This is a genomic window from Sorangium sp. So ce375 (assembly GCF_051473855.1).
GTDB lineage: Bacteria > Myxococcota_A > Polyangia > Polyangiales > Polyangiaceae > Sorangium.
This window is the reverse complement of sequence record NZ_CP150335.1, coordinates 8,251,056-8,263,724: the sequence shown is the minus strand read 5'-3', so window position 1 is coordinate 8,263,724 and position 12,669 is coordinate 8,251,056. Positions and strand designations below refer to the sequence as shown.

9 protein-coding genes are annotated in these 12,669 nt (G+C 72.3%); 2 read left to right on the top strand and 7 right to left on the bottom strand.

What is annotated here, in order from left to right; genetic code table 11:
- Positions 1–143: 143 nt before the first annotated feature.
- Positions 144–896: a hypothetical protein gene (locus WME90_RS30580; protein WP_437275555.1), complete on the bottom strand. Its 753-nt coding sequence runs from the start codon at positions 894–896 to the stop codon at positions 144–146.
- Positions 897–982: 86 nt separating this feature from the next.
- Complete coding sequence (locus WME90_RS30575; RefSeq protein WP_437275554.1) at positions 983–3,949, bottom strand: carboxypeptidase regulatory-like domain-containing protein; 2,967 nt, start codon at positions 3,947–3,949, stop codon at positions 983–985.
- A 341-nt stretch (positions 3,950–4,290) separates the two neighbouring features.
- On the opposite strand from WME90_RS30575, the gene WME90_RS30570 reads away from it, so the two are divergent.
- Together WME90_RS30570 and WME90_RS30565 are read left to right on the top strand one after the other, a co-directional pair.
- Positions 4,291–5,718, top strand: a complete 1,428-nt coding sequence (locus WME90_RS30570; RefSeq protein WP_437275553.1) for a sigma-54-dependent transcriptional regulator — start codon at positions 4,291–4,293, stop codon at positions 5,716–5,718.
- Positions 5,715–6,722, top strand: coding sequence for an ABC transporter ATP-binding protein (locus WME90_RS30565; protein ID WP_437275552.1), 1,008 nt, complete (start codon positions 5,715–5,717; stop codon positions 6,720–6,722). The genes WME90_RS30570 and WME90_RS30565 overlap by 4 nt, the downstream gene beginning before the upstream one ends.
- Positions 6,723–6,929: 207 nt before the next feature.
- On the opposite strand, the gene glmM is transcribed toward WME90_RS30565, so the two are convergent.
- The 5 genes from glmM to WME90_RS30540 all read right to left on the bottom strand — a co-directional run bounded on the left by glmM (position 6,930) and on the right by WME90_RS30540 (position 12,657).
- The gene (gene glmM, locus WME90_RS30560; RefSeq protein WP_437275551.1) at positions 6,930–8,372 is read right to left on the bottom strand and encodes a phosphoglucosamine mutase; all 1,443 of its coding nucleotides are present in this window, start codon (positions 8,370–8,372) and stop codon (positions 6,930–6,932) included.
- A 302-nt stretch (positions 8,373–8,674) separates the two neighbouring features.
- Positions 8,675–9,700: an SDR family NAD(P)-dependent oxidoreductase gene (locus WME90_RS30555; protein WP_437275550.1), complete on the bottom strand. Its 1,026-nt coding sequence runs from the start codon at positions 9,698–9,700 to the stop codon at positions 8,675–8,677.
- A 113-nt stretch (positions 9,701–9,813) separates the two neighbouring features.
- Positions 9,814–11,127 carry a bifunctional folylpolyglutamate synthase/dihydrofolate synthase gene (locus WME90_RS30550; protein ID WP_437275549.1) on the bottom strand — a complete coding sequence of 438 codons (1,314 nt, stop codon included), beginning with the start codon at positions 11,125–11,127 and terminating at the stop codon, positions 9,814–9,816.
- Positions 11,124–11,981, bottom strand: coding sequence for an acetyl-CoA carboxylase, carboxyltransferase subunit beta (gene accD, locus WME90_RS30545; protein WP_437275548.1), 858 nt, complete (start codon positions 11,979–11,981; stop codon positions 11,124–11,126). The genes WME90_RS30550 and accD overlap by 4 nt, the downstream gene beginning before the upstream one ends.
- A gap of 10 nt (positions 11,982–11,991) precedes the next feature.
- Entirely contained in the window at positions 11,992–12,657 is a 666-nt protein-coding gene (locus WME90_RS30540) for a CoA transferase subunit B (protein WP_437275547.1), read from the bottom strand.
- Between the last annotated feature and the right edge of the window lie 12 nt (positions 12,658–12,669).

Genomic DNA, 12,669 nt, shown 5'->3' with positions numbered 1-12,669 from the left:
CACGCACGAGAAGGGCGCGCGCCGCCGGCTCGATGGCCCGGCGCGCTCGATCGCGATCGCGAGCGCGAGCGCCAGGTGCTGGCCGGGCGCGAGCGCCAGGTGCTGGCCCACACCGAGCTCCTCGCAGGAGCGGGCGCGGACGCCTAGCGCTTCTTGAAGTCGCCGAGGTGCGTGATGTACCAGCGGCCCTGCCACGAGATGATCGTGTGGACGTCCAGGCTCGCCGGCTTGCCGTCGATCTCGTACTTCAGCTTGCCGTGAAAGGAGCGGTAGTAGCCGATCTTGTTGACCTCGTCGCCCGGAGGCACCCACTTCGGCTTGGAGCCGACGACGAAGCCGACGAACTGCGCCCCCTCCCAGCTCTTGCGCTTCCGGTGCATCGACTTCACGTCGTTCACGTAGGCGGCGTGGAGGTTGTCCCAGTACTTGCCAGGGTCCTTCACGTCCTTGAGCGGGATGAACGGCGCCTTGGGGAACCAGAACGGCTCGGCCAGCGCCGGCTCGTTCTTCACGACGGCGTCGAACAACGCCCTGGCTTGCTCCGTGAGCTCCTTGCTCTCGAGCGCCGGCAAGATCTTGTTGTCCGCGCTGACGGGCGCCGCGGCGCTGGCGGCGGCTCCGGCGGTGGGCTCCGCTCCCGGGCCGGGCGGCGCGGCGGCCTCGGTCGTCTCGCGACCGCCCCCGTCCTGCGGCGGCTCCTGCGCGCCTGCGTCCTCCGCGCGATGCGCTGACGCCACCTCGGCCGCGCCAGAGCCTGGCGTCGCTGTCGCCGCAGCGGGCGCGGCGCCGACCGAGGGGGGCCGGGCGCTCTCGGCTGGCCGGGCGTCGGGCGCCGGTGTGGGCGCCGCGCAACCCGCCACCACCGCCAGCGCGGCCGCGACGACCTGCTTGATCATGCGCGTGCCCTATCGCAGCGCCCCGGCGCCGACAAGCGATGCCGAGGCGCGGGCGGACGCCGCGCCCGCCCGAGGGCGGGCCTGGCTCACTTCTCCACGATGATGAACTGAACGCGCCTGTTCTTGGCCTTGTTCGCGGGCGTGACGTTCGGCGCGACGGGGCGGTCTTGCCCGTAGCCCTTCGCGAGCAGCCGCGAGCCGTCCACGCCGGCCCGGATCAGCCAGGCGCGAACCGCGTTCGCCCGGGCCTCGCTGAGCGTCTGGTTGTGCTCACGCCCGCCCGTGTTGTCGGTGTGCCCCTGGATCTCGACCTTGCGGATGTTCGGATTCCGCTGGAGCACGTCCGCGATCTCCTCCATCAGCGCGTTCGAGTCGCCCAGGATCTTCGCCGAGTCGGTCTCGAAGTGGATCTGCCGCGAGATCTTGATCTCGTTGCCCAGCACCTTCACGAGCGAGACCTTCGGCCGCTTGTTCACGCTGAGCGCTGCGCGCGTGTCCTCGCTCGTCCGGACGTCGGCCTCGTTGACGTGGTTCATGTAGCCCTGCGCCTCGACCTTGAGCGTCACCGCGCCGGCCGGCAGGTCGGCGAAACGGAAGGCGCCGCTCCCGTCGGTCGTCGCCGTCTGCTCTCGGCCCGCCGCGTCGACCAGCCGGATCGTCGCGCCAGCGACCGCGTCCCCGCTCTCCGCGTCCTTCACCGTCCCGACGACGTTGCCCGTCTTGGGCAGCGCCTCGAGGGAGCAGTCGACGTCCACGAACGTCGGCCCCTGCGGCTGTGCCGGGCTCGGCGCAGCGCCAGGCCCTCCCGGCTGCGGACCGAAGGGAGCCGGCTGCCCGGGCTGCGGACCGAAAGGCCCGGGCTGTCCAGGTTGCGGACCGAAAGCGCCGGGCTGCGGACCGAAAGGCCCAGGCTGTCCAGGCTGTGGACCGAAGGCGCCCGGCTGGCCGGGTTGCGGACCGAAGGGCCCGGGCTGCGGACCGAAGGCGCCGGGCTGCCCAGGCTGCGGACCGAAAGCGCCGGGCTGCCCGGGTTGCGGACCGAAAGCGCCGGGCTGCCCGGGTTGCGGACCGAAAGCGCCGGGCTGCCCGGGTTGCGGACCGAAGGCGCCGGGCTGCCCGGGCTGCGGACCGAAGGCGCCGGGCTGCCCGGGCTGCGGACCGAAGGCGCCGGGCTGCCCCGGCGCTGCCCCGCCAGCGAGGATCGTCGCCTGGCAGGTGCCGGGTTTGTACCCGTTCGCCCGGACGTTGAAGGTGTACGTCCCCGGCTCGAGATGCCGCGTGAGGAAGCGGCCGTCCGGCCCTGTCGCGTACGGCGGCTGAGCCACGCCCTCGATCGCCACGATGGCGTCCGCCACCGCCGCGTCCGGCCTGTTCTGCTCGTGCACGAAGCCGCGAACGAAGCTCTGCGGCGCCGGCACGAGCTGCGGCGGCTCCTTGATGATCTGCGGCGCAGGGGCCGGCGGCGGCTCCTTCTGCTTCGTGTCGTACGCATAGCCAACGCCGAGATAGAGCGTCCACGGCGCCTGCGGCGCGACCTCCTCGATGAACACGGACGTCGCCGACAGGCCGAGATCGAACGCCGCGTGCCCGGAGAGCCCGCGGAACGCCTTCTCGAACGGCGTCACCCGAACGCCGAGCGACAGGCGCGACGGCGCCGCGGCATAACCCGGTCCGCCCTGGTTCTGCGGGTCAGGAGACGAGAAGTCGTCGAGCCCGAGGCAGACGTCGCCGCGCGACACGGTCTTCGTGTGGCACTCGTAACCCTGCCGGTTCACCGGGATGTCGAGGGTGTACTCGAGGTACGGCTGCACCTTCGGGAGCGGCATCTCGACGCCGAGGTGGGTCTGGAAGAAGTCGACGCGGTTGATGCCGAGCCCGAACCGCTCGATCCGCGTGATCGGCTGCCGCTCGCGGTCGTCCGTGAACGCCTTCGCCCGCTGCTTCTCGACCTCCTCGACGAGGACGCCGGAGTTGTCGAGCTTGTAGCCGAGGTTCACGTTCACCCGCAGCGGGAACCCCTTGCCCTGCGGCTTGCGCAGATCGAGCGTCGCGAGCCCGCGGAAGACCGCGCTCGTGCCGCCGCCGGCGAGGCCGACGTCGCCCGTCCCGTTGAGCAGAAGCAGCTGCGCCTCGCCGCCGAAGGAGAACGGCTTGCCGATCTTCGTGGGCGTGAACGCCTTCACGCCCAACGTCGTGTCGCCGAGCACCTGCAGCAGCCGCGGTCGACCCTGGTCGTTCGCGTTCGCGAACGTGCGGATCGACGCGTACCCCTCGAGGAACGGCAGCGGGGTCGCGTTCAGTGCGAAGAACGCCCCCACGTGGCTCGCCGAGTCCTCCTTCGCATCGGGACCGCACGTGATCGGGTAGCCGGCGAGCGTCGACTCGGCGGGATCGCAGAGAAAGCCGCTCGTGGAGAACCAGTCGAGCAGGAACGACACACGGAAGGTGCCCGGCGCGCCCGAGCCTGCGTACGACGTCCTGAGCAGGCCGGTCGAGCCCCACAGGTTCGGCTGCGCGGTGAGCGAGAGCGCCCGCTCCTCCTCGTCCCACGCGGTGGATTTCGGCGCTGCCGCGCCGGCCTGGAGGCCCTGATCTCCGACCGACGCCTGCGCGCCGAAGGAGAAGCTCGCGTCCGGCGACGGCTGGCCCGGCTGCTGCCCGAGCTGCGGCGGGGGAGCGTCGCCCGGAAAGCCCGGCTGCGGCCCGAAGGCGCCGGGCTGGGTGGGCTGCGGCCCGAAGGCGCCGGGCTGGGTGGGCTGCGGCCCGAAGGCGCCGGGTTGCGCGGGCTGCGGCCCGAAGGCGCCGGGCTGCGGCCCGAAGGGACCGGGCTGGGCGGGCTGCGGCCCGAAGGGACCGGGCTGGGCGGGAAGAGGCTCGGGACCGAACGATCCCGGCGGCTGCGCCGGTTGGCCCGGAAGCGGCTGAGGTCCGAAGGGCGGCTGCGGCTGCTGCGCCTCGGCAGCGCCCGCGAGCGTGAGCGAGCCGACGAGCGGCAGCGCCGTGAGCGCAGCGCGCCGGGGCCTGTCGGCGAACACCTTCCGAAGCGTATGCATCGAGCCTCACCCGCGAGATCGATCAAGGAAACGCCCGCCAATCGGGACGGTGGAGACCTCGCGCGCGGCCCGTTGTATCACTCCGGGCGGCGCGTGAAACAGCGGTTTTCATCGGTGGCAGCTCCGCGACAGGCGCGCCGCACGCCTCGATAAGTGCGGCCTCACCGCGCGGGGAGGCCGGTTGTTCGGCGTCCGCTGCGTGCGTCGCGGCGGCGCGCCGCTGCGACGGCGACCCGGTCGCAAACGTGCTCGACCCAAGCGCCCGCGATCCCGGCGGCGCTCGGCCGGGGCCGACCCGCCGCCCAATTCTGCAGGCGCGCGTGCTAGGAAAGCCAATCACCATGGCATCCCGGGGGCGTATCCTGATCGTCGACGACGAGGCCAACGCGCGCGCGGCGCTCTCCGAGATCCTTCGCGAAGAGGGATACACGACCGAGACCGCGGCCGACGGCTTCAAGGCGCTCGGCAAGCTCGAGGAGTTCGCGCCGGACGTGGTCCTGACCGATCTGAAGATGCCTGGGCTCGACGGCATCCGGATGATGGAGAAGGCGCAGCTCGCGCTGCCGGACGCGACCTTCGTCGTGATGACGGCGTTCGGCACCATCTCTAGCGCCGTCGAGGCCGTGAAGAAGGGCGCGTACAACTACCTGACGAAGCCGCTCGATTTCTCGGTGCTCGCGGTCGTGGTCGAGCGCGCGGTGGAGCGGGCGCGGCTGCTCCAGGAGAACTCGCGGCTCCGCGAGCGGCTGCGCGAGCGCAACGCGTTCGGGCACGTGATCGCGAGCCACCCGAGCATGGCGAAGGTCCTCCGGCTGGTCGAGCAGGTGGCGCCGAGCCGCGCGAGCGTGCTCATCGTGGGCGAGACGGGCACGGGCAAGGAGCTCATCGCCGAGATGATCCACCGCGCCAGCCCGCGGGCGAAGGCGCCGCTCGTCCGGCTGAACTGCGCCGCGCTGAGCGAGTCGCTCCTCGAGAGCGAGCTGTTCGGCCACGAGCGCGGCGCCTTCACCGGCGCCATCGGCCGCCGCGAGGGCCGCTTCGAGCAGGCGAGCGGCGGCACGCTGTTCCTGGACGAGGTGAGCGAGATCCCGCTCGCCACGCAGGTGAAGCTCCTGCGCTTCCTGCAGGAGCGGACGTTCGAGCGGGTGGGCGGCAACGAGACGCTCAAGGTCGACGTGCGCATCCTCGCCGCGTCGAACCGCGATCTGCGCCAGCGCATCGCCGAGGGCGTGTTCCGGGAGGACCTCTATTACCGGCTCAACGTCGTCACCCTGGAGATCCCGCCGCTCCGCGAGCGCCGGAGCGACATCCCCGAGCTCGCGACGTTCTTCCTGGGCCGCTACGCGCAGGAGAACGGCAAGCGGATCGAGGGCTTCACCGACGAGGCGCTGTCGGCGCTGACGTCCTACTCGTTCCCCGGCAACGTGCGCGAGCTGGAGAACGCGATCGAGCGCGCGGCGGTGCTCTGCGACGGCGCGCGCATCGAGCTCCGGCACCTGCCCGCGCAGATGTCGTCCGAGCCGGCCGAGGCGGTCGACGGCATGCCGCGCGTCCCCGGGAGCACCATCTACGATCTGGAGCGCTACGCGATCCTGCGCACGCTCGAGGCGTGCAAGGGCTCGACCTCGAAGGCGGCGACGATCCTCGGGATCAGCCCGCGCAAGATCCAGTACAAGCTGCACGAGTACAGCGCGGCCAACGCGCGCGGCCGCGCGCGGCCGGGCGACGGCGCGCCCGGCGAGAGCCCCGAGGGCGAGGAGGGCGCATGAGCACCGGAGCCGAGCCCGTCGTCGAGGCGCGCGACAGGGGCGCCGCGCCGGCCCGTTCCGGCGAGGAAGGGACGCCGGACGGCGAGCTGCTGATCGACGTCCGCGGCCTCCTGAAGACGTTCCAGGTGGGGTTCCTGCGCCGGCGCTCGGTCGAGGCGGTCAAGGGGGTGAGCTTCTGCGTACGGCGCGGCGAGATCTTCGGCTTCCTCGGGCCGAACGGGGCCGGAAAGACGACGACGATCAAGATGCTGACGGGCCTCATCGCCCCGACGGGCGGCGAGGCGTACCTGTTCGGCGCGCGCGTGCCGTCGCCCGAGGCGCGCCGGAAGATCGGCTTTCTACCGGAGAACCCGTACGTCTACCCCTACCTCACCCCGCGCGAGTTCGTGGAGCTCTGCGGCCGCCTGTCCGGGATGCGCGGCGCGGCGCTGCGCAAGCGGACGATGGAGGTGCTCGATCAGGTGAAGATCGCCTACGCGGCGGATCGGCAGGTGCGCCGGCTGTCGAAGGGGATGCTGCAGCGCACGGGGCTCGCGGCCGCGCTGGTCTCCGATCCGGAGATGCTGATCCTGGACGAGCCCATGAGCGGCCTCGATCCGGTGGGCCGCAAGGAGGTGCGTGATCTCATCTTCGCGGAGCGCGACCAGGGCCGGACGATCTTCTTCTCGACCCACATCCTGAGCGACGTCGAGGCGATGTGCGATCGCGTGGCGATCCTCCGCGAGGGCCAGGTGGTGGTGAGCGGCGCCATCCGCCAGCTCCTGCGGGGCGACGTGCTGCGCACCGAGGTCACGCTGGCGGGCGCGAGCGAAGGCCTCCTCTCGGATCTCGGCGCGAAGGGCTTCGCGACCACGCGCCGTGGCGGCGTCGTGGTGGTCGATGTCGAGGGCGAGGCGCGCGTGCGCGACGTGCTGGAGGCGTCGCTCACGGCGGGCGCGCAGGTCGTCGAGGTGGCCCCGCGCCGCGAGACGCTAGAAGACCTCTTCATGCGCCGCGCCCTGTAGCCAGCGCCGTGGTGTCCCTCAGAAAACGGTAGGCCCCCGGAGAGGGTGTCCTCTGCGCGGGGTGGGGGATGGGCCGATGTCTGAGGCGCACGGATGGATCATCCGGCAACGCCGGATGATCCATCCGTGCGCCGAGTTCGGCGGGGCCCCCACCCCGCGCAGAGGACACCCTCTCCGGGGGCCGGGCAGCCCCAGCTACGCCCCTGGTTACGCCGATGCCCCAGCGACGTCCTGCTTCGCGGCCTCGATGATCTCGAGCGCGTACGCCCCGATGGTCGACGCGTCCTCGCCCTCGACCATGACGCGGAGCTTCGGCTCCGTCCCGCTCCAGCGCACGAGGATGCGCCCCTTGTCGCCGAGCGTCTTCTCGATGCGATCCACGGTGACCCGCGTCCGCTGCATGCTGTCGAGCGGCAGCCGCGTCGTGAACGTCGCGTTCTCCAGCACCTGAGGCACCCGCTGCATCGCCTTCGAGGCGAGCTCGCTCAGCGGCTTGTCCTCCTCCATCATGATCGCGAGCACCTGCAGCGCCGCAACGATGCCGTCGCCCGTCGTCGCGTGGTCCAGGAAGATGAGGTGCCCCGACTGCTCACCGCCGAACGAGTAGCCGCCGTTGCGCATCGCCTCGACGACGTAGCGATCCCCGACCGCCGTGCGGACGACGTGCCCGTTCTGGGCCTTCAGCGCCCGCTCGAGGCCGAGGTTCGACATCACCGTCGTCACGATCGTGTTCCGCGGCAGCTTGCCCGTGCGCAGCATCCGGAGCGCGCAGAGCGCCATGATCGCGTCGCCGTCCACGACCTCGCCGCGCTCGTCGACCATGATCACCCGGTCCGCGTCGCCGTCGAGCGCGATGCCGATGGCCGCGCCGCGCTTGAGCACCTCGGCCTTCACGTGCTCCGGGTGCAGGGCGCCGGTCTCGCGGTTGATGTTGCGGCCGTTCGGCTTCACGCCGAGCGCCGTCACGTTCGCGCCGAGCTCCGTGAACACCGAGGGCGCCACGCGGTAGGCCGCCCCGTGCGCCGCGTCGACGACGACCTTCACGCCGTCGAGCGAGAGCGCCGCGGGGAACGTGCTCTTGCAGAAGACGACGTACCGCCCGCGCGCGTCGTCGAGCTTCACCGCGCTGCCGATCGCCGCCCCGACCACCCGCGCCTCGTCGAGCTCGTGGCTCTCCATGAGCCGCTCGATCTCCTCCTCCGCGGTGTCGGGCAGCTTGTAGCCGTCGGGCCCGAAGATCTTGATGCCGTTGTCCTGATACGGGTTATGGCTCGCGCTGATCACGACCCCTGCGTCGGCCCGCATGCTCTGCGTGAGCTGCGCGACCGCCGGCGTGGGGATCGGCCCGCTCAGCATCACGCGCCCGCCCATGGCGCACACGCCGGACGCGATCGCGGTCTCGAGCATGTAGCCGGACAGGCGCGTGTCCTTCCCGATCACCACCCGGACTTGCCGCGACTTCCCGTGGCTCGCGACGAACGCGATCGCGCGCCCGAGCCGCAGCGCCATCTCGGGCGTCATCGGCGGCTGGTTCGCCACGCCGCGCACCCCGTCGGTGCCGAAGAGCTTGCGGCCTGCGGACTGCTTCTGCGGTTCGCCCGTCGCCGACGGAGCGCTCTCCCTAGGATCCTTCTTGGTCTGCTTCGGCACGGTCCCTCTCTGTGGTGTGGGGCTGAGGAGACCACCCTTAGCAACCTTTGCCAAGACGGCCTACGGCCAATCGCAGGCGCTGCGACCGTGGGGGCGGCCGCCGTCGCGCCGGATTTGTGGCGTAGCCGCTATAGCGCCGCTTCTGCGCTGTTTTTGCAGCGCGGTCGCTATCGCACCGCTTCTGCGGCGCGGTCCCTATCGCGCCGCTCTTGCAGCGCGGTCGCGATAGCGCCGCTCTTGCAGCGCGGTCGCGATAGCGCCGCTCTTGCAGCGCGGTCGCGATAGCGCCGCCGTTGCAGTCGCTACCGCGCCGCTTCCGGCGGAGCCTCGTTGTTCCGCCGAGCCGCCTCGTTGCTCAGGCGCAGCAGGGCCGACCCCTGCGCCGGCGTGCGCAGGTCTCTGCCCCGCGTCGTACCCTCGCCGCCGCCGGGCGGCGGCAGCAGCGCGTTGATGAGGCCCATCAGCCGCACCGTCGCCTGCGGCGCGATCCCGTGCGCCCAGCTAAGCAGGTGCGACGACAGCCCGAGCTTCACCTCGGCGCGCCCCTCGCGCGCCGCCGCCACCACCCGCCGCGCCGCGCGCCGCGCGTCGATCGTCGCGATCGGGAGGGACGAGGCCAGGCCGAACCAGCTGAACTCGTGCTGCCGGCTTCCGCCGAACGCGGCGTTGTAGATCGACCCCGTGCGCATCGGACCCGGGATCACCGTCGTGACGCGCGGGCCCCTCGCGCCCCCGTGCGTGAGCTCCGCCTGCACGCTCTCCGAGAAGCCCATCATCGCGAACTTCGACGCGTTGTACCCGAGCAGGTGCGGCACGGCGACCCGCCCGCCGATGGACACCACGTTCACGATGCGCGCCGCGCGCCCCTGCCGCATCAGGTGCGGAAGGGCGCGCAGCGTCGCGTGGACCGCGCTCCAGAAGTTCGAGCGCATCGCCTCGTCGAGCTCCTCCACCCGGAGGTCCTGCATCGGCGCGACCTGGATGACGCCGGCGTTGTTGACGAGCACGTCGATCCGGCCGAACGCCCTCGCCACGCCGTCGATGAACGCCTCGGCCGCGGCGCGGTCGCCGAGATCGCACGCCGCCGCGTGCACCTCGACGCCGAGCGCCTGCAGCCGCTGCTCCGCCCGGTAGAGCGCCTCCGCGTCGCGGCCAGCGATCGCCACCCGGGCGCCGTGCCGGCCGAACTCCTCGGCCAGCAGCAGCCCGAGGCCGCGAGAGCCGCCCGTGATGACCACGACCCGACCGCGCAGATCGAGCTGCCGCAAAGCGCGGAACGCCGTCCGCGCGAGCGCGGCCGCCGCGAGCGCCGCCACAGAGAAGAGCACCGGAGAACGCCGCTTCCTGAACGTCATGCCCCGCAGACCGGCATCGCCCGTGCCACCCGGCACACGCAGGCGGGCAGCGACGCGCCTGCACATCAGCGCCGCTCGCGCCCGCTTCAGAGCGTTACGACAGGATCCGGCGCGATGCCGAGCAGCGCCGACCGCACCTCGCCGACCAGGTAGATCGAGCCGGCCACGACGACGAGCCCGCTCGGCCCGGCGACCTCGATCGCCCGCGCCACCGCCGCGCGCGGATCGCCGAGCGCCTCGCCCGGCGCGACCTCGCGCAGCGCATCGAGCGGGGCGGCCGCGCGGCCCTTCGGCGTCACATAGAACCGCCGGTGCACGCGCGGCGCGAGCGCCTGTAGCATTTCGCCCCACCCCTTGTCGGCCATCGCTCCGAAGACGAGGACAGTGCGCGCCGCGCCGGGTCCCTCCTCGTCGAGCCACGCCGCGAGCGCCTGTGCGCCGTGCGGGTTGTGCGCACAGTCGAGCAGGACCTGGGCGCCTCCCGCGTCGATCCGCTCCAGCCGGCCGGGCCAGCGGGCCGCGGCGAGCCCACCCGCGAGCGCCTGATCGACCTCGGGCCACCGCCCGGCGAGCTGCCACGCGATGCCGGCCGCGACGCCCGCGTTCTCGGCCTGGTGCGCGCCGCGGAGGCCGAGCTGCACCTCGAGCTCGCGGCGCCCCGGCCCGGCGACGTGCGCCGCGCGCCCTCTGCGCTCCACCGCGATCTCGGCCGCGCGCCCGCCGCGCTCCGCCCGCGCGACGCGGAGGCGGGGCCCGGCGCCGATCGCCCGCGCGGTCGCCTCGATCGCGGCGTCGGCCTCCGGATCGAGGAGGCCGAGCACCGCGGGCGCGCCGGGCTTGAGGATGCCCGCCTTCTCCCGGGCGATGTCGGCCAGCGTCGTCCCGAGCACGGCCTGGTGGTCGAGCGCGATCGACGTGATCGCCGTGCAGAGCGGCGCGGCGATCACGTTGGTCGCGTCGAGCCGCCCGCCGAGGCCCACCTCGAGGATCGCGAGGTCGACGTCCGCCTCGCGGAAGGCCACGAACGCGGCCACCGTCAGCGCCTCGAAGAACGTGAGCGGCGAGGGGACCCGCTCGAGCGCGGCCGCGAGCGCGCGCTCGAGCGCCGCGTCGCCGATCATCTCGCCCCCGACGCGGATGCGCTCGGCGAAGCGAGACAGGTGCGGCGACGTGTAGAGGCCGGTGCGGAGCCCGGCCGCGCGCGCGATCGACTCCACCATCGCGCACACGCTCCCCTTGCCGTTCGTGCCGGCGACGTGCACCGCGGGGAGGCCTTCGTGGGGATCGCCGAGCGCGGAGAGCGCCTCGCGGACCCGGCCGAGCCCGAGCTCCATGCCCCGCGGCGCCCGCTGTCCCAGCGCCTCGAGCAGCGCGGGGAGCCGCGGCGCCGCCGAGGTCATCGCCGCGCCCGGCGATTGGCCGTGAGGTGCTGGAGCAGCGTCCCGAGGTACGCCTTCATCTCGAGGCGCGGGACGATGGCGTCGACCATCCCGTGGTCGAGCAGGAACTCGGACCGCTGGAAGCCCGCCGGCAGCGTCTGCCGGATCGTGTTCTCGATGACCCGGGGGCCGGCGAAGCCGATGAGCGCCTTGGGCTCGGCGATGTTCGCGTCGCCGAGGAAGGCGAAGCTCGCCGCGACGCCGCCCGTCGTCGGGTGGAGCAGCACCGACAGGAACGGCAGCCGCGCCTTGCGGTACCGCTCGAGCGCGGCGACGCTCTTCGCCATCTGCATCAGCGAGAGGATGCCCTCCTGCATCCGCGCGCCGCCCGACGACTGGAGGAGCACCACCGGGAGCTCCTCGCGCGTCGCGCGCTCGAACAGGCGGGTGATCTTCTCGCCGACGACCGAGCCCATGCTCCCGCCCATGAAGGCGAACACGAACGCGCCGTAGGCGATGTCGCGCCCGCCCAGCCTGCCCCGGCCGATCTCGATGGCCTCCTTCGCGCGGCCCTTCTTGTGGAGCGCCGCGACGCGGTCCCGGTAGCTCTTGCCGTCGCTGAACCGGAGCGGATCGTTCGGGACGAGGTGCTCGTCCCACGGGGCGAGCTCGCCGTCGTCGAGCAGGAGCCTCCGCCAGCCGTCGGCGTCGAGCTTGTGGTGGTGGCCGCACTGCGAGCACACCTCGAAGGTGCGCGCGAGCTCGGCGGCGTCGTGCGTGTGCGAGCAGCCGTCGCAGCGACGGAACACGCCCGCTCCAAGCGAGCGCTTCTCGCTCGCGTCGGTCGTCGGCAGGGTCTTTTCAGGCCAGGTCATCAGCGAGCCCTCAGGCGCTCCGCAGGTCCATCTCCTTCACGTCGGAGGGGACCCGGAGCGTTGGTTGTGTCTTCTCCTGCACCTCTCGGGCGCTCACGCCGGGCGCGAGCTCGCGCAGCACGAGCCCCTCGGGCGTCACATCGAGCACGGCGAGATCGGTGATGATCCGGTGGACGACGCCGCGCCCGGTGAGGGGCAGCGAGCACTCGCTCAGGATCTTCGGCGCGCCGTTCTTCGCCGCGTGATCCATGATCACGACGACGCGCTTCGCGCTCACCACGAGATCCATCGCCCCGCCCATCCCCTTCACCATCTTGCCAGGGATCATCCAGTTGGCGAGGTCGCCCTTCTCGGAGACCTCCATCGCCCCGAGGATCGCGAGGTCGATGTGGCCGCCCCGGATCTGCGCGAACGACTCGGAGCTCGAGAAGACCGCAGAGCCGGCGAGCATCGTCACGGTCTCTTTGCCGGCGTTGATGAGATCCGGATCCTCCGAGCCCTCGATCGGGTAAGGGCCGATGCCGAGCAGCCCGTTCTCGCTCTGGAGCACCACCTCGATCCCGGCGGGGATGTAGTTGGCGACGAGCGTCGGCATCCCGATGCCGAGGTTGACGTAGTAGCCGTCCTTGAGCTCCAGCGCGGCGCGCTGCGCGATCTGTTCCCGCGTGAGTCCCATCGTGTCCCCTGT